The organism is Paenibacillus sp. FSL R5-0701 (assembly GCF_037973995.1).
Taxonomy (GTDB): domain Bacteria; phylum Bacillota; class Bacilli; order Paenibacillales; family Paenibacillaceae; genus Paenibacillus.
On sequence record NZ_CP150230.1, the window covers coordinates 4,535,961 to 4,562,143 of the forward strand.

Genomic DNA, 26,183 nt, shown 5'->3' on the forward strand with positions numbered 1-26,183 from the left:
GATAAGTTTGCGGCCATCCGTCAGGGCGCTGGACTCAGGTTAATCAACCTTCAGAACCCTTCCGGTCCGGCTTTACCGGAACTCCTGCAAACATCCGCGAGGTGCGGGCTTATCCTTTGCAGGAGACATGCGCTCTTATTATTCATACTATATCATTTGGGCTACATTATGACAAACAAGCCCAATATACCTTTTAAATCTCGTTTTCCTCAAGAAATTTGATATCAAAGTCACCACGAATGAACGTTGGGTGCTCCAGCAATTTCTGATGGAAAGGAATGGTTGTGGATATGCCTTCAATCGCAAATTCCCCAAGCGCACGCTTCATCTTGGCAATCGCCTCTTCACGATTCGCTCCCCACACGATCAATTTTGCGATCATGGAGTCATAGAAAGGTGAAATGGTATAACCCGGATAAGCAGCACTATCTACACGAACACCAGGTCCTCCCGGTGCAAGGTAGAATCCGATTTTGCCTGGGGATGGCATAAAGTTACGGTCCGGATCTTCTGCATTGATACGACATTCAATGGACCAGCCATTGATAACCACGTCTTCCTGACGGAATGAAAGTGGGTTGCCTTCAGCTACCGAGATCATCTCACGGATCAGATCCACGCCAGTAACCATCTCAGTTACCGGATGCTCTACCTGAATACGCGTATTCATCTCCATGAAATAGAACTCGCCGTTCGGGCTGAGCAGGAACTCCAATGTACCCGCTCCCGAGTAATCCACAGCAAGGGCAGCCCGTACCGCAGCTTCACCCATCAGTGTACGCACATCTTCGGAGAGAATCGGACATGGAGCTTCCTCTACCAATTTCTGGCGACGACGCTGAACCGAGCAATCACGTTCTCCCAAATGTGCTGCATTTCCGTGTTTATCAGCAATGATCTGAATTTCCACGTGTTTCATGCCTGTCAGGAATTTCTCCAGATATACACCTGCATTGCCAAATGCCTTTTGTGCTTCCTGCTGAGCAGCGGTAATCTGCTTAATCAGCGTTTCTTCATCTTCGGCAATACGAATTCCCTTACCTCCGCCACCAGCAGTAGCTTTGATAATGATAGGATATCCGATATCTCTAGCAATCATGATGGCTTCATCCATATTTTCAACAAGGCCGTCTGATCCAGGAATAACAGGTACACCTGCATCTTTCATCGTCTGTTTGGCAACAGCCTTGTCACCCATTTTGGTGATGGCTTCAGGAGAAGGTCCAATAAACGTAATATTGCAAGACTCACAAATTTCCGCAAAATCAGCATTCTCCGCCAAAAAACCGTATCCAGGATGGATTGCATCACATTCCGTCAGCGTAGCTACACTCATCAGGTTTGTGAAGTTGAGGTAACTGTCCTTAGACAGTGTCGGTCCGATACAATAAGCCTCATCTGCAAGACGAACATGCAGAGAATCCTTGTCCGCTTCCGAATAGACGGCTACCGTTGAGATGCCGATTTCACGGCAGGCACGAATAATACGTACCGCAATCTCTCCACGGTTCGCAATCAGTATTTTTTGAAATTTCATTTCGTTTTGTCCTCCTTCGAAGCTCATGCGGTTAGCTGTTAACCAGCTATAACGGTTATTCCGGTTTCACCAGGAAAAGGGGCTGCCCATACTCGACCAGCTGTCCGTTCTCAACCAGCACTTCAACGATTTCTCCCTTGATGTCCGCATCAAGCTCGTTCATCAGCTTCATAGCTTCGATGATACATACCGTTGTTTTCTCAACAACTTTATCACCAGCGCTCACAAAAGGACCCACTTCCGGCGAGGAAGCTCTGTAAAAAGTACCTACCATCGGAGATACAATTTTATGTAAATGACTTGTAGTATCGACCTGCGGTGCAGCTTCACTTACCACTGCGGCCGGCTGTACTTGCGGAGCAGCAATCATTTGCGGTTGCACAGCAGCTGCTTGAACATACTCCGTTTTGCCCGGTTTGCGGATTGATAACCGTGATCCTTCATTTTCAATTTCCAACTCTTGAACGGAACTTTCATCTACCAGTTTAATCAGTTCTTTGATCTCACTCAATTTAAACATTTCCATTATTCACTCCTTCGGCATCATGCCAGTCTCACTAGGACGGTCATATGGCTTTATGTATTATATCATAATCATTAAAAATGGAAAGAGCCCGAGAGTACAACCAGCTCCCGGGACTGCATTTCCATCATTTTGGATTACTGTTCTGTGACGTATTGCACACTGATTTTGTTCTGTGAAACCGCCAATTCTTTCATCACCAGATCCACAATGGATACCGCCTGTTTTACATCCAGTTTGTCACTGAGGACCACAACTTTATACTTGTCGGAATCTTCTTGAACGATCGCATTAGCGAACTGTTGAGAGAGCGTCTCCTCAATGCCAGTGATTTTAGCTTCTTTTTCTTCCAGTGTACGGAGTTGCTCCGTTGCTTTGGCATTCTCCTCTGGCGTTTTGCTCAGATCACCTGCCACGGTCATCAGTTCCTCATACTTGCGATTGTTGCTTTCCTCACGTTGCCACTGGTAGTTCTGGAACTGGCTGCTTGCAGATGCTGTCGTATTCTGCTCTTCCATTTCCTTGAGGACTTCCTCATCTGTCTTGGTAGCGGTGCCGCCTGCCTGACCGTCTGTCTCGGGTGTAGTTGTTGCGCCTTTGTCGGTCTCTTTGTTGGTTTCTTTGCCTGCCTCACCCTTATTCTCGCCTGGTTCGACAGCAGGTGTTTTCTCTGCATTTCCAGCTTCTTTACCTTCCGTAGCCGCCGGTTCTTCCACAGCGCCAGCCGCATTTGGATCACTTTCAACTTCGCCGCTATTCACTACTTCATTCACAACCAAACCTTCTGTAGGATCAAGAATGCCTGCCGTCTCCTTGGCTTCCCCTTGCTTGATTCCATCCACTTGCTGACTGTCAGCCACCGGCGCGTTGACTGGACCGGAATCCTCAGTGAACAGATAATACGCGGACAAAATGACCATCAGACTCAGCATGGAAACGAGCCATACCGTTTGACGTTTGTTATTCATTAGAACTTCCTCCTCAAATTGGCTTCAATCTTATGAGAATTGAATCTTGTGATTCAACACATCAGATTAGTCTTGTTTGCGCGGTACAACCGAGATCCGGTAGGCTGCCACATTCAGTCCTTTTTCCACAGCATCGGTTATCAGGTCCTTCACAACCTTGTTCTCTGCACCCCTCGCAACCACAAGCACCCCACGAATCTGCGGTTTGAGCTTTTTGGTCACTATAGGTGTCTGATCCCCTGATATTTCGTACGTAATAATCTCGCCATCACGGGTATATTGCGTCATATGTCGTTTGCCCCCGCTAGCATCCGTTTCTTCGGTAAGTTGCTGAGAATCCTTCACGTTCCGCTGAACGACCAATTCTTCTGTGGAATCCACGGTAACCATCACATCAACCGTTCCCACACCAACAATGTTTTCCAGCACACCTTTGATTTTGTCTTCAAATGCAATTTCGATCGCCTGAAAAGGATTCTGTTCTGACGGATCACTCTGTATGGAGGCCATGGATGTTGACGGGTCTGGTGGTTCCCGACCGATATTTTCGGAATCAATTTTTTTGACATTGACGAAGGAATTGAACAGCATGATTCCCACCCCGATCAAACCCAGAATAATAAGCCAGCGGAAGGTTTGACTGCGTCTTGCCCCACCCTCTCCGACACCCATCCAGGTTTCCATCTTTTTAAACCATTGTTTCATCGGACACCCTCCTTCTCAGAGCACTTCAGCACTTTTGGGTTCTGTCACTTGAACGTTGTTCGCATCAACATCCCACTTTTCAGTCAACAATGTAATAATCTGCACCGTATGTTCGGACCTTGTGGATGTCTCACCTTGCTGCTTCGTCTCATCTGCCTGATCACGTATAACAGGTTCGGAAGACGCTTCATTTCCATCACGTTGCTCTCTACTCACATCAATCTGTACATCAGGCACTTCAATCTGACCGATCTGGATGGGCTTCTGTATTTGATGTGTTTCATTCTTCTCGGATTCTGTGTTTGTACCAAATATGGGTTGTGTATTTGCAGCGATTTCTTGCTGCCCTGCCTTCACTTCTCCTCCTGCACCCTCTCCGGCCATCTCGACCAATACACGCTGGATTACAGGCAGTTCGACTGATGAGGCAGCTTCCATCTCGGTTTCATATTTACTCATGGTCAGCTGTACCTCTACGGACCGCACCTTGGCTCCTGTTGTTTCTTCAATCTGGCCTTTCATGACATTAGCCAGTTCTTTGGCTGTCCATTGTAAGGATTGTTCCTGTTCATTGGATTGCAGCCGCTTGCCCTGAGCTAATATCTGTTCGAGTGTTGCATTTCCATCCGCTGGAGCATCCATTGCCGACATTGCCCGTTTCAGTTCGCCAACCGGATCACTTTTGAGCAGCTTGGTTATGGGGGATAAAAGGGTCAGCAGGATGAGAAGGCTCAGCACAAGCTTGACATAACGTTCCATGGATCGATTGGGCAACAGCATATCCACAAAGGTCGCCAGCAGAACGATCATAATCAATTCCTGGAGCCAGTTGCTCAGCCACCCCATCCTTTCCATCCCCTTTCTTGCCAACATACATTCAGCGCATCATGACAGTCAGATTGCCCGCGGTCAGCAGGATGGTAATGGCCAGGAAAAACATCAGCCCGACGGCTGCGAGCGCCGCAAATACGTAGATCATGCTCTTGCCGATGGCCTGGAGGCATCCTACAATCGGGGTGTCTCCTAGCGGTTGCATAATGGCACCAGTTACGTTATATATCAAGGCAAGAGCCAGGATTTTGAGTGCCGGAAAAGCACATAGAAACAAAATGATGATCACCCCGGTGAGTCCAATTGCATTTTTGACAAGTAAAGAAGCTGTAATTACCGTATCCGTCGCATCCGCAAATGTTCTGCCCACGACAGGGACAAAGTTGCCTGCGATGTATTTGGCGGCCTTCAGGCTGACCCCATCTGCTACCGATCCCGATGCTCCCTGCACCGAGATTACACCCAAAAACATCGTCAGCAGGATACCCAGCAGTGCCACACTAATATTGCGCAGGAGGTCTGCCAGCTGTGTCAGCTTGTACTTGTCAGACAATGAACTGACGAGATGCAGTACAGCCGAGAAGAAGAGTAACGGGAATACCAGCAAGTGAATCAAAGTACTCACCAGATGAATCATGAAAATGATGAGTGGATGTGTCACCGAGACGGTGATGACATTACCCATGGACGCAAGCAGTGTGAATAACAACGGAACCATGGCCATCATGAAGTTGATCATGCCAGTTATGGCATCCTTGGCGTATCCAATCGCCACACTGAAGCTGTTAATTGCAATGATGATGATGACCATATAACAGATGGAATAGGCGATTTTGCTAATATTATTTTTCTCAAATGCGGTCTGAAGCGTCTCCAGAATCATGCTGAGTACACTTAACATCACAATCGTGACCAGAAGTTTGCCATTATATAAAATTTCATGCAGCATGAAGGTTCCGATCGCCACAAACACCGATTTCAGGCTGAACCCTTCATTGCCGGGGATTAACATATCCATGAAGGAAGGGGTCTTCCCATCCGGGAAGAAACCACCGTATTGTTGCATCAGTTGATCCCAGTATTTCTCCACCTGATCCTTGGGAAGCTGATCGGCCTGCTGCTCCATCCACTCACCGGAAGGCGAGGTTGCAGTAACCTGTCCCAGGATACCAAACAGAAAACAGAGCATCAGCACAACCGTAAGGCGCCACTGCGGCTTATGATGCATTGATTTCATATGAAGTCCGCACGCCCTTTCTACACCGGCATCAGCTTCATGACGGTTTCGATAATAATGCTGATGATCGGTATAGCAAGTACAAGGATCAGTACCTTACCAGCCAGTTCGATCTTGGACGCAATGCTCTCCTGGCCTGCATCCCTGACAATCTGCGCGCCAAATTCAGCGATGTACGCTATGCCAATAATTTTCAGCACTGTTTTCAGATAAATGCTTTCCATGCCTGAATTCTCGGCAAGTCGCTTCAACACTTCGATGACTGCACCGATTTTGCCAATCAACAACATGAAGATGACAATGCCAGTCGCGGCAGCAATCAGAAAAGCAAACATCGGTTTCTGTTCCTTAATGACCAGAATGAGCACGGTTGCGATGAGCGCCAAACCTACAACTTGAATAATTTCCACAGGTCACCACCATCCGGCTTTATGACCGTTTTTCATTGAAAAAGAAATATCGATTTGATCTCTTGTAGCAGGCTGTCCAGCATACGGACCACCATGAACAATACAACGACAAATCCGATTACGGTCACCCAGTGAGCCATATCTTCCTTTCCCATTTGTTTCAGTACCGTGTGAATCATGGCAATGATGATTCCGATACCCGCAATTTGAAAGATTGCGTTCACTTCTAGATTCATGACCTTGGCACCTCACTATCCCGGCTATTTCAGAAGATCAGAATGACGATTAACGCTCCGACAAGCATCCCGAGGCTTCGGCTCATTCGTTCATATTTCACTTGATCGGCCTGGGCGCGTGATTCCTCATGCATTAGTTGTTGAATGGCTAACGATATATGTTTGGTCTGATCCTGACGGTCACTTGTGCCAAGGCTGAAGCTTAATTGCAGCATCACTTCCTTCTCGTCAGCCTTCATGGCCGATCTTCCCCACGCCAGATCTACGCCTGACTGCAGACTTTCCCGGGCAGTGAGTCCATGAGGAGGTTCCATCTGAGAAGCTGCATGAAGGAACAGCGTCTTTACAGGTTCTTTGGTCTGTGCTCCCATCTTGCCCATGGCATCAGGAAGTGGAGTGAGCCCATAGTTAATCTCCGTCATTAATCGCTGGAGGGCTGCAATGAGTTCTCGCAACTGTCTCGGTCTTAATGCATACTGTCTGGCCTTGTAAAAACCGGCGAGGGTGCTGGCTAACAGAATAATTACCGCACCAAACATGTTAACCAAAGGCTTCACCTCCTGCCCCGGTCTGCTGCAACCCACGCATTTTGCCATCAGCCAGCCGAAAGGTCATGCCCCGGCTCGTCCGTTGCAGTTGGACATAACGTTGAAACATCTGCTCCGTAATCAAGGTTCTGAGGGCGGGTCTGGCCGACAGCTCTGATAGGTCACGGCCATGCGCAGTCGCAATCACTGAGACTCCTGCATGCAGGGCTTCCATCACCGCCTCGGCATCCTCCGGACGACCAATCTCGTCCACAATCAGGACATCGGGTGACATGGAGCGAAGCATCATCATCATGCCCTCAGCCTTCGGACAACCGTCCATCACATCTGTTCGGGGACCTACGTCGAAGCCAGGTACTCCTTTGTAGCTACCAGCGATTTCGGACCTTTCATCCACAATGCCCACTTTCAGACGCGGACGTATTCCCTGAACCAGTTCAGTTCCCCCTGTAAGCTTTGTACCACTGCTAATTTGTCTCGCCAGATCTCGTAGCAACGTCGTTTTCCCTTGTTGTGGTGGTGATAGGATCAACGTGTGCAGGACCTGTCCGCTCTTCATATCGAGAAGATAAGGAAGGATACGATCAGCCACTCCATGTACCTCACGGGCTACCCGAACGTTAAACCCGTTAATGTCACGCAGGTATTCGACACGCCCACCGCTTAGCACCGTTCGTCCAGCAAGCCCGATTCGATGTCCCCCAGGTATGGTGATGAACCCTTTACGCAGTTCCTCTTCCAATGTATAAAGTGAATGGTTACTGATCAGATCCAGCAACCTGTGCGTCACTTCTTTCTGAGGAACATACGCTTCTTCAGGATTCCCGGTCGGACAACCTTGAGGTGTCAGGAAGTGGTATGTGTTGCCTGCATTAATCTCCAGGGGTCTGCCTTCACGAATACGTACTTCCTCCACTTGTTCCAATAGAGCGGGTGGCATTCTTCCAAGAATGGTTCGGATCGGTTCCGGAAAAAGTTCCCTCCAGTTCACCTTCATGAGTAGGCTCCTCCAACCTTGAGATCATTTGGTTCACACTTCTGGCGCTTGTTCATATCTCAAGTTTATGCCTGTACATTTAATTTATGACGCTGAAATCTATCAATTCTTCAGAATACGGTTGAGAGTTTGAAACCATAGATGCACCTTCTGTTCTAGGCACCCGTCTAGATGTGCATGCATATAGTAATTGGAGATAGGTAAGTTCCATTTCGGTTCAAAACAGAACTACCGATCCCCAGATAAAGAAAGGAGTTGTGGGGAGTGCGAGTTGATGTCGTTGGCAATGTGAATGAAGTACGTACTATTGATATTGCAGGGCGAAGTGCAGTTGTCATTGATGTATTGTGTACGACCAGTACAATTGTTACGGCTCTGGCGTATGACGCTTCGGCTGTGATTGCCGTAGAGACCGTTCCACAAGCCAAACAAATGGAAGTGAAAGATTGCATTCGAGGTGGGGAGCGTTTTGACAAAAAAATCACCGGATTCGAGGTGGGAAACTCCCCCTATGAATATATGACTGAGGACATTGCAGATAAAACGATCATACTGACCACAACCGATGGAACCCGAGCCTTGATTAAAGCTTCTAGGGCGAAACATGTACTAGCTGGATCATTACTCAATGTCAGGGCTGTCGCAGCAGTTCTCTGCCAACTTCAACGAGATGTATTGCTGTTATGTGCGGGGAATCAGGATGAATTTGCACTGGAGGACGCCTTGTGTGCTGGATGTATCATCGAAGAACTGCACCGTCAATCCTGTTCTCCCCTCCAACTAAACGATCTCGGCATGGTACTTCATCAAGCGGTATCCCAATGTCAGGAGAGCATCCCGGAGTTGGTAAAGGGATCTGTTAGCGGGCGTAGGCTTGAAAAGTTGGGCAGAGTTCATGACATTTCATATTGTTCTCAATTAAACTTGCTGGATTGTGTTCCCGAGATGGGGGAGGGGAACCTCATGCAACCTTATAGAGGCATACGCGGCGGAAAGATGTTCAAGTTGATGTGAGAATTAATATGAGAACAACAAAAAAGGTGTACTGCTGCCCGTTGGCAACAGTACACCTTTGCTAATTTACATACATAGCAAATACTTATCTGCGATCTTGAGGTCCACCGATAACGGCTTGCTCCGCAGTGTCGAGATCATATGCTGTATGCAATGCCTTAATGACGTCATGCAGCTTATCTCCGTCAATAACACAAGATACTTTGATCTCGGAAGTGCTCACCATCTTGATACTCACGCCTTCAGCGGAAATGACTTTGAACATCTTCGCAGCTACACCAGGATGACTGACCATGCCTGCGCCAACAATGGAGATTTTAACGAGGTTCTCCTCTGATGTGACTTCACGGTAAGGCAAACGGCTATGAAGGCCTTCAATGACACGTAATGCGTTCTCACGATCAGACAGCGCCACAGAGAAAGAGAAGTCCGCTTTGCCATCCATCACACCGCTCTGAACGATAATGTCCACATCCAGCTGATTGGATGCAAGCGCACCAAATACTTCGGCCAGAACTCCTGGTACATCCGGCACACCCAGAATACTGATGCGAGCCACATTTTTGTCATAGGCAATACCACTAACCACTACGCCTTGTTCCATTGCTGCTTCCTCCTTCACAACCGTTCCTTCATTATGGTTAAAGCTGGATCTTACAATTAAAGGTACACCGGAATGCTTCGCGTACTCTACTGCACGCGGATGCAGCACCGCTGCTCCCAAATTAGCAAGTTCCAGCATTTCGTCATAGGATATTTCCTTCAGCTTGCGCGCAACCTTAACGATCCGCGGGTCCGTAGAATAGATTCCGTCTACATCCGTATAGATCTCACACGCATCAGCCTTAATGGCTGCCGCCAGCGCTACAGCTGTTGTATCCGAACCACCACGACCCAGCGTTGTGATCTCGCCGTCTTCCGTCATGCCCTGGAAGCCTGCAACAATAACAATGTTGCCCTCGGCAAGTGCTGCATTCACACGGTCAGGTTGAATATCATGAATACGTGCTTTTCCGTGAACCGGCTCTGTGCGGAATCCCGCTTGCCAGCCCGTAAACGATACTGCCTTACGTCCAAGCGCTTGAATAGCCATCGATAATAAGGAGATCGAAATCTGTTCTCCTGTCGTTAAGAGCATATCCATCTCACGAGCAGGCAGATCACTATTCAGTTGTTTTGCCTGATCAATCAAATCATCTGTTGTATCCCCCATGGCCGAAACCACAACTACACACCGATGTCCTTCATCAGCTTTTTCTACAACACGTCCGGCTACACGCTTCATGCGTTCTGTATCTCCGACCGAGCTGCCCCCAAATTTCATGACGTACAATGACAACGCAAATCCACTCCCTACCTTGTGCAGTATGCATAATTAATGTCCATCGTCATTATTCTCTACGAGAAATGACTTTAACCCAGTATATTACGAAAGCGCCTGATAGGCTAATCTTTTTTCGAAAAAACCCTCTGCCAAAGGAATGGCAGAGGGTTGTTAATACCGTTTATTAGCTTACAGCTTGTGAAAGTTACGCCCGGGAAGAGTATTTACCTTCACGTGTGTCAATCAGGAGAACGTCACCTTCGTTAATGAACAAAGGAACCTGTACGTTCAAACCTGTTTCCACTTTTGCATTTTTGGTAGCGCCTTGTGCAGTGTTACCTTTAACGCTTGGCTCAGTCTCGATGACTTTCAACTCAACGCTTGTTGGCAAGTCGATTCCGAGGATTTCACCTTGGTAGCTAACAATCTTAACGACCATGTTTTCTTTCAGGAAGTTCAATTCCCATTCCAGTTGATCACTAGTCAATGTGAACTGATCATATGTTTCGTTATCCATGAACGTGTGCTCTGTACCGCTTGCATACAGGTAGGATACGCCACGGTTTTCGATGATGGCACGACCAATCGTTTCGCCTGCACGGAATGTTTTTTCAACGGTGTTACCGTTACGCAGGTTTTTCAATTTGGAACGTACGAAGGCAGCGCCTTTACCTGGTTTAACGTGTTGGAAATCAAGCACGGTATAGATATCGTTATCTACTTGCACGGTCAAGCCTGTTTTAAAATCGTTTACTGAAATCACAAAAAATCCCTCCTGATATGGTTAAAAAGTAGGTGATATAAGACGATGGGTTAATGTAAAGGTGGGTTTATTCTGAATTGATGACCATGTGCGATGTGACCGTTACGGGTTCGGATCGTTCCTCCGATCGCTGTTGTCTCCTCATTTTCCCGACTAGATTTTAATAAGGTTTAAAATGAGGAGACAAAGGCGAGCGCTTCGCTTCTTCAGAATCGATTCCGCTCCCTTCACTACTTTTGCAATGGTCCATAACAATCAGCAATAACCTGTACCTTTATATTAAAAATCGTCTTATATCCCTGTGGCTGTAATTTAGCCGATTACGGTGAACTTCTTGTCCGACTTCGTGAGAATATGAATACCCGTCTCGGTAATCACTACGTCATCCTCGATACGCACGCCGCCAAGCCCATCAATATATATACCCGGTTCAACGGTAACAACCATACCCGGTTTCAATATATCGTCGCTAAGCTTGGACAAGCGAGGAGCTTCGTGAACTTCCATACCCAGACCGTGGCCTGTGCTGTGTCCGAATTGATCTCCATATCCGTGACCTGCAATGATATCACGAGCCAATGCATCTGCTTCCCGTCCGGTCATGCCCGGTTTCAGGTTCTCCAGCGTATGTAACTGAGCTTCCAGTACAATGTCATAAATTTTGCGCAGTTCAGGTACTGGTGTGCCTGTTGCAATGGTACGTGTCAGATCTGAACAGTATCCGTCCAAAAGTGCACCAAAGTCAAATGTAATTAACTCATTCTGTCCGATGACCTTGCTGCTCGCTACACCGTGAGGCATAGCAGAACGTTCACCCGATGCTACAATGGTGTCAAACGAAGAGGACGTTGCTCCATGCTTGCGCATGAAAAACTCCATCTCCAGATCCACTTCACGCTCCGTCATACCTGGTTTTGCAAACTGCAAAACGTGGCTGAACGTAGCATCCGCCAGATCTGCTGCTCTCTGCATAACCGCGATCTCGTCTTCATCCTTGAACATACGAAGTTGTTCCACAATCCCGGATACAGCTTTCAGTTCAATAGACTGCAGTGCTTCAGCATAAGCGGAGTGCGTGCCAAAAGTAACACTATCCTGCTCGAAGCCAACTGCTTTGATATTTGCGGATGCCAGTAGTTCGCGCACAGTATCCATCGGCTTAGCTTCATGCTCAACAACGGTAAAGCCTTTGGCTTGCTGAGGCGCTTGAGACATATAACGGAAATCAGTCAGCAGATATGCGTCCTGTTCCGTAATCAGCACATATCCCGCAGAGCCTGTAAAACCCGTCATATAACGACGGTTAATCGGGTTTGTAATCAGCATTGCTGTGAGTTCACGCTCACGCATGGCTTCACGCAACTTATTTACTCGTTTGTTTTCCATCGGTAACCCTTCTTTCTCTCACATTCCCGGGTTCCCGGCTCAGGTTTGTTTGTCCAGATGACGCACAAGAGCCAGCAATCCCAGTTCATAGCTTACTTCACCAAATCCGGCAATCTGCCCGATTGTTTCCGCTGCAATCACTGAATGATGTCTGAACGCTTCGCGTGCATGAATGTTGGATAGATGTACTTCCACCGTAGGGACTTTTACAGCATTGATTGCATCACGTATAGCATAGCTATAATGGGTAAATGCTCCGGCATTCAGTATTATTCCGTCTACCTCACCCATCGCTGCATGAATGCGGTCAATGATGTCCCCTTCATGGTTCGATTGATAAAAAGCGATGGAGACGCCAATTTCATCAGCCTGTCTGCGAATTTTGTCCTCAATATCCTTCAGACTAAGCGTTCCATAGATGCCCGGTTCACGTACACCAAGCATGTTCAGGTTCGGACCATTGATCACAATAATTCGTTTCATCGCTGCTCCACCCTCTCTGCAAATAACCATCTGCTATTTTAACACAGCCATTGCCGGATTGAGAAGCTTTTTTGCGCTATGCCCCCGCTTGCTCCGGCTCGCGTTTACGTTCATCCGTGTACTCCATGGCTACCGTGTAACCAATGAACAGCCCCCATAGCAAAAAGAAACAGAGTTCCGTGATGATCGAATCCCACGTTAAACCGTTCAAAGGTTTCATCATCCCGAGTTTCGGTCCTACCAGTATAAAGAGAATCAGCCACCAGACAATTCCATACACCATGCCGGGTACCGGTCCTTTTAATTTTCTAATCGTGAACGTGTAGAGCAAGGAAGCCAATATGGAAAAAACGATAAAAAACAACCAGCCTGTCAAATGTCCAGCTGCGGTATATATATATTCATGTTTGAAAAAAGGCTCGGCCAGAAATCCGACAGGTACAATCGTAAAATGCAGCAGATAGAATAGCCAATGCAGCCCGCCCCAGATAAAACCGGCAAAGAAGCCAAGCTCTAACGCAAAGGAAAATGGCTTCGTGTAGTAGTGAGCTTGACCTTGCCTCTGGGTAGGGCGCCTGCCCCTGTCTTTTTGCTGCCGTTCTTTCGGACGTTGGCCTTCATCTCGCGATGTATCTTCATGCGTACGCTCTGTCATCGATATTCTCCTTCATTCAGTTGATAATCCCGTACTATGCCTCGAATTTTCTGCCTGATTCTACGAGGTAGTATGTTCAAAACAGGGCAATCTTAACAACATCCTTCAAGGATTGACTCACAAACTAGAAATTGCGCTTAAAATTCGATACAATAGGGTTATTAAACTGCCTTTGATCGCGAAGGCTTAGAACAGAATAGGAAGGTGAATAATTTGCCTCAACAATCCAAGCCTGTCAGCTATGGGGGGCAAGCTGTCATTGAAGGCGTAATGTTCGGTGGGAAACATGTCAACGTTACAGCTGTTCGTAGAAAAGACGGCGAAATTACGTATCTGGAAGTTCCCAAGCAAGACAAGTCCTGGGTCACGAAATTGCGGCGGATTCCTTTATTACGCGGAATTGTCAGCATTATAGATTCAAGTGTTAAAGGTAGCAGACATCTTAATTATTCTGCTGACGCTTATGCTGATGATGAACTGGAACCGGAAGAGAAAGCCAAGCAAAAAGAGAAAGAAGGTTCGGGCTGGAGCCTTAGCATGATTATTGGTGTGACCGCCGTAGCCATTCTTTCATTCCTCTTTGGTAAAGTGGTGCTCACTTTGCTTCCTGTTGTTATCGAGAATTTTCTATTCAAAAATGCATTCGACAATCAGTTTTTGCATAATTTACTGGAAGGCGGCATTAAGCTGATCCTGTTACTCGCTTATCTGTGGTTAATCTCACAGACGCCGATGATTAAACGTCTCTTCCAGTATCATGGAGCGGAACACAAAGTAATCAGCGCACATGAAGCTGGTGAAGAACTGACACCGGAGAACGTGCAAAAGTACAGCCGACTGCACTACCGCTGCGGAAGCAGTTTCATTATGTTGACTGTTATTATTGGAGTGTTTCTATACTCCCTATTCACGTACGATAACCTCTGGGAACGGATGGGTCAGCGTCTGTTGTTATTGCCAGTTGTGCTAGGCATTTCTTTTGAACTGTTAAAGCTCACGAATTCGGTACGTGATATTCCTGTACTGCGTTATCTCGGATACCCGGGATTGTGGCTGCAATTGCTGACAACAAAAGAACCGACCAACGAACAGGTAGAAGTCTCCATTGCTTCGTTTAACCGTATGCGTGAGTTGGATGCCAAGCTTGCCAATGTCTCTGCTATGTCAGAAGTACCTGTTGCAACACTCGATCCTGTGAAAGGGTGAATGATATGAACAAGCAGGCAATCTTATTTTGGACGTTCATCGCACTAGCTGCTGTTGGAGTCTTGACTTGGCTGGGGAACGCTAGTCCATCCAGGATCATTATTCCTCTGGTCGTGTTCGGAGCCGTATTCCTGCTGTACAAATATCCGCCTCGTCGCTGGGCAAGCAAAACCAAATCACCGAAGATTAAACCATCGGCACGAACCATGGCAAAAGTTAATGCACAGTCCAGTGCCAGAAAGAGCAGCGGCTCTTCAAAGAAACGTAAGGATTATCCTTTCCAAGTGATTCAAGGACAAAAAGGTAAAAGCGATGAAGATATACCGAAATTTCACTAAAAGCTACTGAACAACCAAAAAAGCAGTTCTCCCAACTTCCGGAGAATTGCTTTTTTCACGTTTATACAGGGATCAGAGGTGGAGCTTCTGCCTGTTTCTTGCGCAATTCTTTTCTTTGTTTATCCAGCTGTTCATCATACATTTTCATATTCCATCCGTTGAAAAATTCGCTCCCTGCGGTAGCGCCTGATCGATATAAGGCTGTGCTGTCCTGTAACGATAAATGAAATTGCGTCGGTTTAATGCCAAGCGTTGGGATCTTCACTGTCCGAAACCGGTTAATCTGTTCGATGTAGCGTTCATCATGTGCTGTGAGCATCGTCTCCACAAGGGCCTGAAGCATGCTTAGCGGTCCTTTAATCCGGGCGGGTTCTACTTCCGTCTTCCCCACCATTTTGAATCCAACAACCGGAATAACGTCTCCTCCTCGTTCCGAGCGATCACCATCGAAGAGCCACAACGGAAAATTGCTAAGCAATCCACCATCCACGACATAAACGAACTGATCTTGAAAAGGTAAACCTTTGGAGAATACCGGCGATTTGCGTATGACTACCGGATCGAAAAAATACGGGATACTGCAACTCATACGCACCGCTTTTGCAACATCCAGCTTGGCAGGATCAATGCCGAACCGCCGAATATCGTCCGGCAGCACCAGAATGGTCCCATTGGATATATCGGACGCCGTAATAAGCAACTTGCCTTGCGGCAAGTCAGCGAATGTGCGAATCCCTTTCTGCTCCAGCATCTTGCGAATCCATGATTCCAGCGCCTCCCCCGAATACAAACCTTTCTTCAAGAACAGCCTTGCTGCCGGTCCGATCCATCGGGTATTAAATATGGGGGAACGACGCAGCAATGAAACAAAGGGGGTATTCTCAATAATGACTTTCATCTCCTCGGCCCTGTAACCGGCCGCTAGCAGAGCAGCTACAATGGAACCGGATGATGTGCCTGCCACTCGATTAAACTGAATGCCGCAGTCTTGAGCACCCTGCACAGCTCCCGCAAGTGAGATTCCCTTCACGCCTCCACCTTCAAACACCGCGTTAATTAACACAACAAAACCCCCGTTCTCCAGGCAGCCACATTTCTACTGCCACTCTATGAGAACAAGGGTTTGTCTTATCACTGTATTGTTAAAATGTTTTATAGACCATAGTAGGCTTTTAATTTGGCAATCAAGCCGAGAGGATTCTTCGTCAGGTATTGTGAACTAAAGAATATATCCCCTTTTACTGAAGAATACTTCTTGTTGTAGTTCAGCTGATCGATGATCTCCTGTGATGTCTGCCAGCCAATCTCTGGCGTACCTAACTTATAAGGTGAGTGGCCGATATACAATTTTACATTTGTGTTAGCCACTTCATTCGCCCACCAGTCCACGACTTTGTCGTATCGGGCTACACTCAGTGTCATACTCCAATACACCTGCGGAGCGACATAGTCGATCCACTCTTGTTTAATCCATGTCCGCACATCTGCATTCATGCTGTCATACGCGGTTACTCCTGCTTTGGTATCAGAACCTGTCAGATCAACAGATTTGTTACGCCATACACCAAATGGACTAATTCCATATTCAACGTTAGCTTTCACGCTGTGAATACTCTGCCCGAGCTGCTTAACGAACTGATTGATATTGTCCCGACGCCATTCAGCACGGTCTTTGGTATTCAATGTGTTATAGGTTTTGAAGGCTGCATCATCATTAAAAGTCACATTGGACGGATAAAAATAATCATCCAGATGTACGCCATCAATATCATACTGATTGACCACTTCCATGATCGTATCGATAATATGCTGTCTGGCTTCCGGGATGCCCGGGTTAATGTACAATTTGCCGGATGCATTCACAATCCAGTCGGGATGAAGCTTCGAGATGTGGTTTGCAGCCAAGTTCGATGTACTCGCTGAGTTCGTTGCTCTAAACGGATTAAACCAAGCGTGGAACTCCAAGCCTCGTTTATGTGCTTCCTCAACCATAAACGCGAGGGGATCATAACCTGGATCTTTACCTTGTGTTCCTGTCAATACGCTGTTCCAAGGTACCAGACCTGAAGGATAGATGGCATCCCCGTTGGCTCTCACTTGAACGAATACGGCATTAATGCCCATACCTTGCAACGTATCGAGCTGTTTCGTGTACTCCTGTTTTTGCTTCTCCACATTTCCCTTGGCACCGGATGTAGGCCAGTCTCCATTCACAGTGGAAATCCAGGCTCCCCGCATCTCTTCAGAAGCTGGTACAGTGCCCGTGCCTTCAGGCTCCGCTGGGGTTACCGGAGTTGGTTCAGGAGTTGGGACTGATTCGTCTCCTGTGTACAGATCAATGGTCTGGGCAGCCTGATTCCAGTTCACTCGAATGCCCAGGTTCTCACTGACGAATCGAATGGGTACCATGACCCGACCCTGTTTCAATTCGACCGATGCATCCAGACCAACTACAGCGTTATCCACCGTCGCCTGCTGGCGTCCGCTCGTCATAGAGATGACCGAATCGGATTTCTTAATGGTCACGGTACGAGTAGCTTGAGACCATAGAACAGACGCACCCAGTCCTTCGCTAATAACACGCAGAGGCACCATCGTTACATTTACTTTGGGCAAGATGTAGGGTGATACATCCGATTCCAAACGGTTGCTGTCTAGAAAAATAGCGATTTCCTTCTGCCCGGCCGCTTGTGCCGTCATGCCTGCTGTCTGTAATCCAAGTACAAAAATGAGCAGCAGCATCAATCCTTTACGAACGTTCATTAGTGCAGTCCTCCAAAATCATTATAAATTTGCGGTAAATTCTACTAGTTTAATAGACGCTCCTACCGTTCGTTTAGTTGCGAAAATCACCAAATTATGGTGTGAATACAAACAAAAAAATGCTTCCTGCCATTGAAACGGCAAGAAGCATCCTTTGATCACGGGATACGATTCATTGTATATCACCATGTGTATTCCACTGCTGAAACTTAAGACTCCGTATTACTCATGACGTCCTGAAGGTTTTTGAGGTCACGCAACCGGCTCTCATCCTGACGGAAGTATTCAACCAAGGACTCAATGCATGTAATGGAGTCCCAGCTCAGATGATGTTCAATGCCTTCAACATCATTGTAGATATTTTGTTCCTGAACACCAATCGTTGTCAAAAATTGTTCAAGCAGATGATGGCGCTCCATCAAACGTTTGCCCATCTTTTTGCCTTTTGGCGTAAGCACCAGTCCGCGGTACTTTTCATAGATCAGGTACTCGTCTTTGTCCAGCTTTTGGATCATCTTCGTCACCGATGAAGGATGTACTTCCAGTCCTTCAGCTATATCAGACACACGAGCATAGCCCTTTTCATCAATTAATTTGTATATACGCTCCAAATAATCTTCCATACTGGGCGTTGGCATCTGCTTCCCTCTTTTCTCTCTGACCGGCCCCTATTCGTGCCTGGTCCCTATCTTATAATGATACATGTTATCAATACGCATTGGCAAGTCCTGCACAGTTCGGAGCGCGCTGTTACACAAGTAATTGGCAGGCGTGACTTCTCCCCATACGAGGCAAACTAAACAAAGTTCCGCATCGAAAGGAGTGATTTCGTGAGTACAAGTGTAGCCTCACCGCCAGTTCGTAAAGCAAAAGGCACTAAACCCTTTATTCCCGATTTGGTGTATTTTGAACCCGGTGCGTTGGAATATGATAAAGGCAAACGGATTATGGAATGGGTCACATCCAAAAACATACCTTATCAGATGACCACATCCCATAACCGAATCACAAACTTGCCGGGTGAAACCGAACAAGAAAAATATCGGATGGCAAAGCGTACTCTTGTCGTTGGTGTGCGCAAAACACTTAAGTTCGACCAGTCGAAACCTTCAGCGGAATATGCCATTCCCATCTCTACTGGCTGTATGGGGCACTGCCATTATTGTTATCTTCAAACTACTCTTGGTGCGAAACCTTATGTCCGTGTCTATGTTAATACCGAGGAGATCATTCAGGCTGCAAAAGGATACATTGAAGAACGCGCGCCAGAAATCACACGGTTTGAAGCTGCCTGTACGTCTGATCCCGTAGGACTCGAGCATATCACGGAGAATTTAAGTGACTTGATCCGTTTTATGGCGGAAGAAGAATATGGGCGCTTGCGCTTCGTAACCAAATATCATCACGTTGATCCGTTGCTGAACCTTAAACATAACGGCCACACCCGTATCCGGTTTAGTGTCAATTCGGATTATGTCATCAAAAACTTTGAACCGGCTACCTCCAGATTTGAGGAACGCATTGAAGCTGCTGGTAAAATTGCACACGCCGGTTACCCCCTGGGCTTCATTATCGCTCCGATCATGTGGTATGAAGGCTGGGAAGAAGGATACTCGGATCTTTTGCAGAAGCTGGCAGATACGCTTCCAGAAGAAGCAACCAAGGATCTTACCTTTGAGATGATCCAGCACCGTTTTACCAAAACGGCCAAAGCAACCATCGAGAAACGTTATCCTAAAACCAAGTTGGAGATGGATATTGAGAAACGTAAGATGAAATGGGGCCGCTGGGGTCAGTACAAGTATGTGTATAAGGATGACCAGCAAGATGCGCTGCGCGAATTCATTACGGAACGGATCTTTGAACATTTCCCACTAGCCAATATTGATTACTTCACCTAAACGAACAACAGGATTGCCCAAAATCATATGCAGTTAAAAACATTCCTAACAAACGATTAAAAAGCAGGTTACATGACCCAGATTGACTCTGGTAACATGTAGCCTGCTTTGTCGTGCATTTTTAAATTCAAATTCAGTTCATCCGTTTAAATGATCATCCAGTCTGGTGTAATCTGCTGCAACCAGATCGTAATCTTCGTCATCTGATCTGTAAAAAGCAATATGCCAAGAAACAACATTAATGCTCCCCCGACTTTCATCATGACATTGGAATACCGTAAGATCCAGCGTGTCGAACCGATGAAAAAGGCCAAAATGAAAAACGGTATGGCAAACCCTGCCGTATAACCTGTAATCAACGCCAGCCAGGTTGTGGGCTCACTTGCAGCCATAGCAATGATTGTTGCCAGAATGGGACCAATACACGGCGACCAGCCTGCTGAGAAACCGATGCCAAATATAAAAGAGCCCAGATAGCCTGCTGGTTTCCATTTCATATCCAGCTTGCGTTCCTTCATCAGAAACTGTGGCTTGAACACACCAAGCAAAAATAATCCCATAAGCATAATTAAAATCGCAGACAATTGCCGAATCAGTTCTCGGTTATCATTGAAAAATTGGCCAAACAGTCCAGCACCCAGGCCAAGCGAATAAAATACAGCCGAGAAGCCTAAAATAAACGCCAGCGTGTGCGTCATCGTCTTAAAACGGACTTCTCGCTGATTGCGGTCATCCTTCAATTGTTGCACCGTCATACCTGTAATGTAGGAGAGGTATGATGGGTACAACGGAAGACAACATGGTGATATAAATGAGACCAAACCTGCTACAAAAGCCATCCATACATTAACATCAGGCATGAAGCGGATGTCTCCCTTCCCCGGGCTCTCGTGCTTGTTCGTTTAGCCGTCAGGCTCGGAACCCTTTTTTTCCAATCATCGTCAGAATCAGCATCATGATCAGCAATAATACAATCGTTGCTCCAGGTGCGAGGTTCCAGATACCTGCTACAACCAGTCCAAGGACTACGGCAATTTCGCCAATCACCACGGACAAAATAATGGCGGATTTGAAACTTCGGGCCATCAACAGGCTGACTGCTACCGGAATCGTCAATAGTGCTGACACCAGAAGCGCACCGACAATCTTGATCGCCGTGCTTATGACAAGTGCTGTCATCACAGTGATTAACATGTTCAGAATTCTCACAGGCAACCCTGTAACCGCTGCTGCATCTTCCTCAAAACTGAGCAGGAAAAATTCCTTATGTAACAATGCCACTACAATCACCACGATCAGCGTAACCACACCTACAAGCTTCAGATCCGTAGCGTCTAATGTATATATACTGCCGAACAAATAACTCATGACATCTGCATTATATCCTTTGCCCAGCGTGAAGAACAAGGAAGCAAGAGCCACACCACCGGACATGATAATGGCAATCGATAATTCGGCGTAACTCTTGTACGCTTTGCGCAATTTCTCTATCGCAAATGAAGCAAGCACGGCAAATATCAAGCCCACTGCAATGGGATACACTTCAATCAGGAATCCAAGTGCAACACCGGCAATGGTCACATGAGACAAGGTGTCTCCGATCATGGATAACCGCCGCAAGACCAGGAACAGTCCGATTAACGGAGCGGTAATGCCAATTAACAACCCACCCGCCAGGGCACGCTGAAAAAAATCACTCATTAATATTTCCAAAACAAACACGACTCCTTCGGCCTTACTCTAATCTAATGGGCCATAAATACGGCTAGCGTACCTGTGCAGTGGTATGTTGCAGATTGGTCTCAGCACAATCCTGTACCTCATGCGAATGACGGACATGGAAGTTAATTTTGCCATTCGTTACTGCAGCTTCAGAACCCAGATAACTCTCCATTCGATCCATATCATGAGACACCATCAGAAAAGTCATGCGGTGATGTTCATGCATATGGGTAATCAGTTCAAAGAAACTGGCCTGTGATTCAGCATCAATACCTACAGTAGGTTCATCCAGAATCAATAGATCCGGGTGATTGATAAGCGCTCGTGCCAAAAATACACGCTGCTGCTGCCCGCCGGACAATTGACCAATACGTTTGTTCGCCAGATCCTCGATCCGCATGACCTGCATCGCATCCGTGCACTGTTGCTGACATTTGCGAGACATACGACGGAACATGTTTTTGTTATTATACAAGCCTGACATGACCACTTCACGAACGGTCGCAGGGAACAACGGGTTAAATGCATTCTTTTGCGGTACATACCCGATTCGGTCCCAGTCCTTGAACCTGCGGATCGACTCTCCGAATAGTTTGATATCTCCCTGCGCAGGAGGAAGAAGTCCTACCAGCATGCGCAGCAATGTCGTTTTACCCGCCCCATTGGAACCGATAATCCCGACAAAGTCCCGTTCCTGGGCCATAAAATCGAGATTCTCAATCACTCGCTGGTCCCCGTAGGAAAATGATAGTTTCTCGATCTCTATAATTGGATCATGACATAGTGGCATGATTTGCTGCATGGCAAAGCCGCCCTTCATTATATATAAGAATCCCATAGCGTTCTAAGAGCCTTCACCGCGAACGGTAAAGACTCTTCGATCTGAATCCTTCATTCTATCTTATTTTAATGCGATCAGCAGATTTTGCAAATTTTTCTCCATGAGGGTGAAATAATCATCCCCGTTTGTTGCCTGCTCCTTGGTCAATCCCTCAACCGGATTAAGGACCATGGTCTCCACTCCTGCTTCACTTGCCAGTGTTTTCGCCAATTTGTCAGATACCAGCTCTTCGAAGAAAATATATTTGATACCTTCATCTTTAACCAATTGCGCAAGCTTCACAATATCCTGTCCTGTCGGTTCAGCATCCGGGGAAAGTCCCATAATGGCATGCTGGGTTAATCCATAATCACGTGCAAGGTAGCCAAACGCTTGGTGCGAGACTACAATTTCGTTGTTCGGTACGGTAGCCAACTCATCTGTGAAACGCTGATCCAGTGTCTCAAGCTTCGTACGAAGCGCTTCATAACGTTGTTCGTAACCTGCTTTGTGATCAGGATCTGCCTCGACCAGACTATTTTTGATGTTTTCAGCCATGATCATGGCTGATTTCGGACTAACCCACGTATGTGGATCAATATGATGATCAGCGACATCTTCACTGGTAGCCTCATCTGTATGTTCATCTACATGCTCGTCTTCGTGCTCTTCGCCGTGACCGTGCCCATCATCACCCTCAGCGGTTAACAGCTTAACCCCTTCGCTGACGGCAACAGACTTCACCTGAGTATCACTATTCAGCGACTTCAGGAAATTTGGCACCCATCCTTCCAGTCCAGCTCCATTATAGAAAAACAGCTGTGCCTTGGACGTATTAACAATATCCTGACTCTTCGGAGTCCAGTCATGCGGCTCTACTCCCGTTGGCAGCAGGTTAATGACATTGGCATCCTCACCACCGATGGCAGTCGTAAAAGCATATACAGGATAAAATGTCGTCACAACGTTTACCTTGCCTTCCACAATCTTCGCACTATTGGAACTATCCTGCCCACACGCTGACAATACCAGCAAAGTGAGAATAAGCAAACCCGTCCACATTAACTTCATGTTGCCTCTTTTGCTCGTCTTCCCTGTCCGGTTATCCTGAACTTGATGTTGATCTTTATAAAATGTCATTATGATTCACTCCGCATCTCTTAATCGTAAACATTACTGAAAGAATTATAGGTAACCTGAACCTACTTGTCAAGCTATCCCGTCCTATCATTCTTTCCTGAAGTACGGAGTTCATAACAGTATATGCTTGTTCTCTTCCCTTAAGATGCGATTTATATCAACAAAAAAAAGGGGCCCGAATTACATCGGGCCACCTTGTGTCATTTTTATGACAGAATTTGAATAAATTTCACAACTCAATTCTTATTTCACTTGTGCGCCATTAGGCATGTTGTCTGGTACTGTAGCAAGTGTAAGCTGGTCGCCATGCGATGCTGCAAGGATCATACCCTGGGACAGTTCACCACGAAGTTTCACGGGTTTGAGGTTCGTCACACAGATGACTTTGCGTCCAACCATCTCTTCTGGCGAATAGAACTTCGCAATTCCCGATACGACCTGACGCTGCTCATAACCCAGATCGAGCTGCAATTTCAGCAACTTATCCGCTTTTTTGACCGGTTCGCAGGCAATGACTTGCGCGACACGCAGTTCAACTTTGGCAAAATCGTCAATCCCGATCTCTTCCGTACCTTCAGGGGCTGTTACCGGTTCAACAGCTGCTGAAGTTCCAGCATCTGCTTGACTTGCTTCAGGCTGTGCCGCTTTTTGGCCACCAGTCATTGCTTCGGAGATATAAGCAATTTCCTGTTCGGAATCCAGACGCGGGAAGATTGGATCACCTTTTTGCAATGCGTTTCCAGTTGGAACCAGGCCCCATTGCTTGGCTGTGTCCCAAGCCGTAAGTTCACCTTCCTGAATGCCGAGCTGTGCCCAGATTTTATGAGGAGCACGTGTCAGGAACGGTTGCAACAGAATGGAAGCAATTCTCAAGCTTTCGATCAGGTGGGCCATAACGGATGCCAATTCATCGCGTTTTGCTTCATCACGAGCCAGCGCCCATGGCTGCGTCTCATCAATATATTTGTTGGTGCGGCTGACAAACTGGCTGATCGCTGTCAGTGCTACAGAAAACTGCAGGTTTTCCATGGCCTGTTCCACTTTTTCCACTGTAGCATGGCCTGCTTCTTCCAGCGAAGCATCAAATTCCGTTACATTCGATGCAAACGCAGGGGCTTTGCCTTCAAAATATTTGTCTACCATCGCAACTGTACGATTCAACAAGTTACCCAGATCGTTCGCGAGGTCGGAGTTGACACGTTCTACGAAGCTCTCCGGCGTAAACGTACCATCAGAACCAAACGGCACTTCACGCAGCAGGTAATAACGCAATGCATCCAGACCGTAGCGGTCGATCAGGGTCACCGGATCAACGACATTACCTTTTGATTTGGACATTTTGCCATCCTTCATTAACAACCAGCCGTGCGCAAACACTTTCTTCGGCAAAGGCAAGTCCAGCGCCATCAACATAATTGGCCAGTAGATCGTATGGAAACGAACAATTTCTTTCCCTACCAGATGAACATCTGCAGGCCAGAACTTGTTATACAGGGATGTATCGGATGAACCGTAGCCCAGTGCTGTAATATAGTTGGACAACGCATCAATCCACACGTAGACCACGTGTTTTGGATCGCCTTTAACTTTGACGCCCCATTCAAATGTAGTCCGCGATACGGCCAAATCTTCAAGACCTGGCTTGATGAAGTTGTTGATCATCTCGTTCTTACGGGATTCCGGCTGAATAAAGCCCGGGTTCTCTTCATAATATTTCAACAAACGATCTGCATATTTGCTCATACGGAAGAAGTAGGATTCTTCTTTGACCAATTCAACCGGGTGTCCGCTATCCGGGCTCTTGGCCGAGATAATCTCACCCTTCTCATTTTTCTCTACATCCACCAGTTGAGTCTCCGTGTAATACGTCTCATCCGGAATACTGTACCAGCCTTCGTACTCACCTTTGTAGATATCTCCCTGTTTCAGCAAACGGTCAAAGATATCCTGAACGACGGTTTTGTGACGCTCTTCGGTTGTACGAATAAAGTCGTCATTGGAAATGTCCAACTTGTTCCACAGTTCCTTGATCCCCACAACGATATCGTCGATAAAAGCTTGCGGTGTCTGCCCTTTCTCTTGTGCCTTGCGCTCAATCTTCTGGCCATGTTCATCGGTTCCTGTCAGATAGTGGGCATCATACCCGCGTAGACGCTTGTAACGAACCATCGCATCACCCGCCACTGTTGTATACGCATGCCCAATATGCAATTTGTCACTCGGATAATAAATCGGGGTTGTCAGATAAAATGTTTTTTGGTCAGCCATGAATGACTTCTCCTCCTTCTAATGTTCCTGCTTCATGTGATCCCTTCGTCCAAAACAACTAAAAAAGAACACAAAAAACTCCCGCCCCTATGGGACGAGAGTTGCTCTCACGTGTTACCACCCAAATTCCCCATGTTTTTCACAAAACACAGGCTCTGTCGGTCCTTCGACCGCCCATTAACGCTGGATCACGCCTCCGCCTTACGACAGCAGCTCTGAAATCACTGTCTGCACGCTCGAAAGAGGTTCCTCCGGGACCATATTCCATCCTCCTCCCAGACCGGTTCTCAGCTCATCCGGCTCTCTGCACTGGGGGTGTGTCTGTACTTATCCCTTCACTGGAAATCATATAGGAAAAATATACTGAAATGCGGACCCCTTTGTCAAGTGGACAGCATACTCAAGTTC

At 46.9% G+C, this 26,183-nt stretch carries 27 protein-coding genes; 4 read left to right on the top strand and 23 right to left on the bottom strand.

The features are described 5' to 3' along the window. Positions 1-193: 193 nt before the first annotated feature. The 10 genes from accC to spoIIIAA form a co-directional block, all read right to left on the bottom strand. Positions 194-1,537 carry an acetyl-CoA carboxylase biotin carboxylase subunit gene (gene accC, locus MKZ13_RS19995; protein ID WP_036614375.1) on the bottom strand — a complete coding sequence of 448 codons (1,344 nt, stop codon included), beginning with the start codon at positions 1,535-1,537 and terminating at the stop codon, positions 194-196. 55 nt (positions 1,538-1,592) lie between these two features. Next, positions 1,593-2,057 carry an acetyl-CoA carboxylase biotin carboxyl carrier protein gene (gene accB / locus MKZ13_RS20000; RefSeq protein WP_221822234.1) on the bottom strand — a complete coding sequence of 155 codons (465 nt, stop codon included), beginning with the start codon at positions 2,055-2,057 and terminating at the stop codon, positions 1,593-1,595. A 140-nt stretch (positions 2,058-2,197) separates the two neighbouring features. Continuing rightward, a complete protein-coding gene (locus MKZ13_RS20005) occupies positions 2,198-3,028 on the bottom strand; it encodes a SpoIIIAH-like family protein (protein ID WP_221822122.1) in 831 nt (276 codons plus the stop codon). Positions 3,029-3,094: 66 nt separating this feature from the next. Then, positions 3,095-3,733 (bottom strand): stage III sporulation protein AG, encoded by a 639-nt coding sequence (spoIIIAG, locus tag MKZ13_RS20010; RefSeq protein ID WP_339177643.1) that lies wholly within the window; start codon positions 3,731-3,733, stop codon positions 3,095-3,097. Positions 3,734-3,748: 15 nt separating this feature from the next. Further along, on the bottom strand, positions 3,749-4,579 hold the full coding sequence (spoIIIAF, locus tag MKZ13_RS20015; protein WP_339177644.1) for a stage III sporulation protein AF: 831 nt from the start codon (positions 4,577-4,579) through the stop codon (positions 3,749-3,751). Between the two features lie 31 nt (positions 4,580-4,610). Next, complete coding sequence (spoIIIAE, locus tag MKZ13_RS20020; RefSeq protein WP_036614387.1) at positions 4,611-5,801, bottom strand: stage III sporulation protein AE; 1,191 nt, start codon at positions 5,799-5,801, stop codon at positions 4,611-4,613. A gap of 20 nt (positions 5,802-5,821) precedes the next feature. Continuing rightward, positions 5,822-6,211 (bottom strand): stage III sporulation protein AD, encoded by a 390-nt coding sequence (gene spoIIIAD / locus MKZ13_RS20025; RefSeq protein WP_017687586.1) that lies wholly within the window; start codon positions 6,209-6,211, stop codon positions 5,822-5,824. Between the two features lie 32 nt (positions 6,212-6,243). Continuing rightward, positions 6,244-6,447 carry a stage III sporulation protein AC gene (spoIIIAC, locus tag MKZ13_RS20030; RefSeq protein WP_017687585.1) on the bottom strand — a complete coding sequence of 68 codons (204 nt, stop codon included), beginning with the start codon at positions 6,445-6,447 and terminating at the stop codon, positions 6,244-6,246. 29 nt (positions 6,448-6,476) lie between these two features. Further along, positions 6,477-6,995 carry a stage III sporulation protein SpoIIIAB gene (gene spoIIIAB / locus MKZ13_RS20035; protein WP_339177647.1) on the bottom strand — a complete coding sequence of 173 codons (519 nt, stop codon included), beginning with the start codon at positions 6,993-6,995 and terminating at the stop codon, positions 6,477-6,479. Continuing rightward, entirely contained in the window at positions 6,988-7,992 is a 1,005-nt protein-coding gene (gene spoIIIAA, locus MKZ13_RS20040; protein ID WP_036674989.1) for a stage III sporulation protein AA, read from the bottom strand. Before spoIIIAA ends, spoIIIAB begins: the two co-directional genes overlap by 8 nt. A gap of 264 nt (positions 7,993-8,256) precedes the next feature. On the opposite strand from spoIIIAA, the gene MKZ13_RS20045 reads away from it, so the two are divergent. After that, a complete protein-coding gene (locus MKZ13_RS20045; protein WP_339177650.1) occupies positions 8,257-9,006 on the top strand; it encodes a 2-phosphosulfolactate phosphatase in 750 nt (249 codons plus the stop codon). An 85-nt stretch (positions 9,007-9,091) separates the two neighbouring features. On the opposite strand, the gene MKZ13_RS20050 is transcribed toward MKZ13_RS20045, so the two are convergent. The 5 genes from MKZ13_RS20050 to MKZ13_RS20070 all read right to left on the bottom strand — a co-directional run bounded on the left by MKZ13_RS20050 (position 9,092) and on the right by MKZ13_RS20070 (position 13,617). After that, positions 9,092-10,345 (bottom strand): aspartate kinase, encoded by a 1,254-nt coding sequence (locus MKZ13_RS20050; RefSeq protein WP_047843625.1) that lies wholly within the window; start codon positions 10,343-10,345, stop codon positions 9,092-9,094. A 190-nt stretch (positions 10,346-10,535) separates the two neighbouring features. Beyond that, on the bottom strand, positions 10,536-11,093 hold the full coding sequence (efp, locus tag MKZ13_RS20055) for an elongation factor P (RefSeq protein WP_017687580.1): 558 nt from the start codon (positions 11,091-11,093) through the stop codon (positions 10,536-10,538). Positions 11,094-11,405: 312 nt separating this feature from the next. After that, positions 11,406-12,479, bottom strand: a complete 1,074-nt coding sequence (locus MKZ13_RS20060; protein WP_339177654.1) for a Xaa-Pro peptidase family protein — start codon at positions 12,477-12,479, stop codon at positions 11,406-11,408. 39 nt (positions 12,480-12,518) lie between these two features. Next, complete coding sequence (gene aroQ, locus MKZ13_RS20065; RefSeq protein WP_339177656.1) at positions 12,519-12,962, bottom strand: type II 3-dehydroquinate dehydratase; 444 nt, start codon at positions 12,960-12,962, stop codon at positions 12,519-12,521. A 76-nt stretch (positions 12,963-13,038) separates the two neighbouring features. Continuing rightward, positions 13,039-13,617, bottom strand: a complete 579-nt coding sequence (locus MKZ13_RS20070) for a YqhR family membrane protein (protein WP_339177658.1) — start codon at positions 13,615-13,617, stop codon at positions 13,039-13,041. A 213-nt stretch (positions 13,618-13,830) separates the two neighbouring features. Between MKZ13_RS20070 and MKZ13_RS20075 the strand changes: the two genes are divergently transcribed. Together MKZ13_RS20075 and MKZ13_RS20080 are read left to right on the top strand one after the other, a co-directional pair. After that, positions 13,831-14,823, top strand: a complete 993-nt coding sequence (locus MKZ13_RS20075; RefSeq protein ID WP_017687576.1) for a DUF1385 domain-containing protein — start codon at positions 13,831-13,833, stop codon at positions 14,821-14,823. A 5-nt stretch (positions 14,824-14,828) separates the two neighbouring features. After that, positions 14,829-15,161, top strand: a complete 333-nt coding sequence (locus tag MKZ13_RS20080; protein WP_036614407.1) for a hypothetical protein — start codon at positions 14,829-14,831, stop codon at positions 15,159-15,161. A 61-nt stretch (positions 15,162-15,222) separates the two neighbouring features. On the opposite strand, the gene MKZ13_RS20085 is transcribed toward MKZ13_RS20080, so the two are convergent. The 3 genes from MKZ13_RS20085 to mntR all read right to left on the bottom strand — a co-directional run bounded on the left by MKZ13_RS20085 (position 15,223) and on the right by mntR (position 18,562). Next, positions 15,223-16,224 carry a patatin-like phospholipase family protein gene (locus tag MKZ13_RS20085; protein ID WP_339177662.1) on the bottom strand — a complete coding sequence of 334 codons (1,002 nt, stop codon included), beginning with the start codon at positions 16,222-16,224 and terminating at the stop codon, positions 15,223-15,225. Between the two features lie 89 nt (positions 16,225-16,313). Continuing rightward, complete coding sequence (locus MKZ13_RS20090; protein WP_339177665.1) at positions 16,314-17,924, bottom strand: family 10 glycosylhydrolase; 1,611 nt, start codon at positions 17,922-17,924, stop codon at positions 16,314-16,316. A 209-nt stretch (positions 17,925-18,133) separates the two neighbouring features. Then, positions 18,134-18,562: a transcriptional regulator MntR gene (gene mntR, locus MKZ13_RS20095; protein WP_036614415.1), complete on the bottom strand. Its 429-nt coding sequence runs from the start codon at positions 18,560-18,562 to the stop codon at positions 18,134-18,136. A 192-nt stretch (positions 18,563-18,754) separates the two neighbouring features. On the opposite strand from mntR, the gene splB reads away from it, so the two are divergent. Then, positions 18,755-19,825, top strand: a complete 1,071-nt coding sequence (gene splB, locus MKZ13_RS20100; RefSeq protein ID WP_076327968.1) for a spore photoproduct lyase — start codon at positions 18,755-18,757, stop codon at positions 19,823-19,825. A gap of 146 nt (positions 19,826-19,971) precedes the next feature. Here splB and MKZ13_RS20105 read toward each other — a convergent pair whose 3' ends face one another. The 5 genes from MKZ13_RS20105 to metG all read right to left on the bottom strand — a co-directional run bounded on the left by MKZ13_RS20105 (position 19,972) and on the right by metG (position 25,775). Next, on the bottom strand, positions 19,972-20,685 hold the full coding sequence (locus MKZ13_RS20105; RefSeq protein ID WP_127551282.1) for a cytochrome c biogenesis protein CcdA: 714 nt from the start codon (positions 20,683-20,685) through the stop codon (positions 19,972-19,974). A 49-nt stretch (positions 20,686-20,734) separates the two neighbouring features. Further along, positions 20,735-21,538, bottom strand: coding sequence for a metal ABC transporter permease (locus MKZ13_RS20110; protein ID WP_017687569.1), 804 nt, complete (start codon positions 21,536-21,538; stop codon positions 20,735-20,737). A 52-nt stretch (positions 21,539-21,590) separates the two neighbouring features. Continuing rightward, positions 21,591-22,367, bottom strand: a complete 777-nt coding sequence (locus tag MKZ13_RS20115; protein ID WP_339177668.1) for a metal ABC transporter ATP-binding protein — start codon at positions 22,365-22,367, stop codon at positions 21,591-21,593. A gap of 81 nt (positions 22,368-22,448) precedes the next feature. Further along, positions 22,449-23,438: a zinc ABC transporter substrate-binding protein gene (locus MKZ13_RS20120; protein WP_339185419.1), complete on the bottom strand. Its 990-nt coding sequence runs from the start codon at positions 23,436-23,438 to the stop codon at positions 22,449-22,451. A gap of 312 nt (positions 23,439-23,750) precedes the next feature. Beyond that, positions 23,751-25,775: a methionine--tRNA ligase gene (gene metG / locus MKZ13_RS20125; protein ID WP_339177670.1), complete on the bottom strand. Its 2,025-nt coding sequence runs from the start codon at positions 25,773-25,775 to the stop codon at positions 23,751-23,753. Positions 25,776-26,183 lie beyond the last annotated feature (408 nt).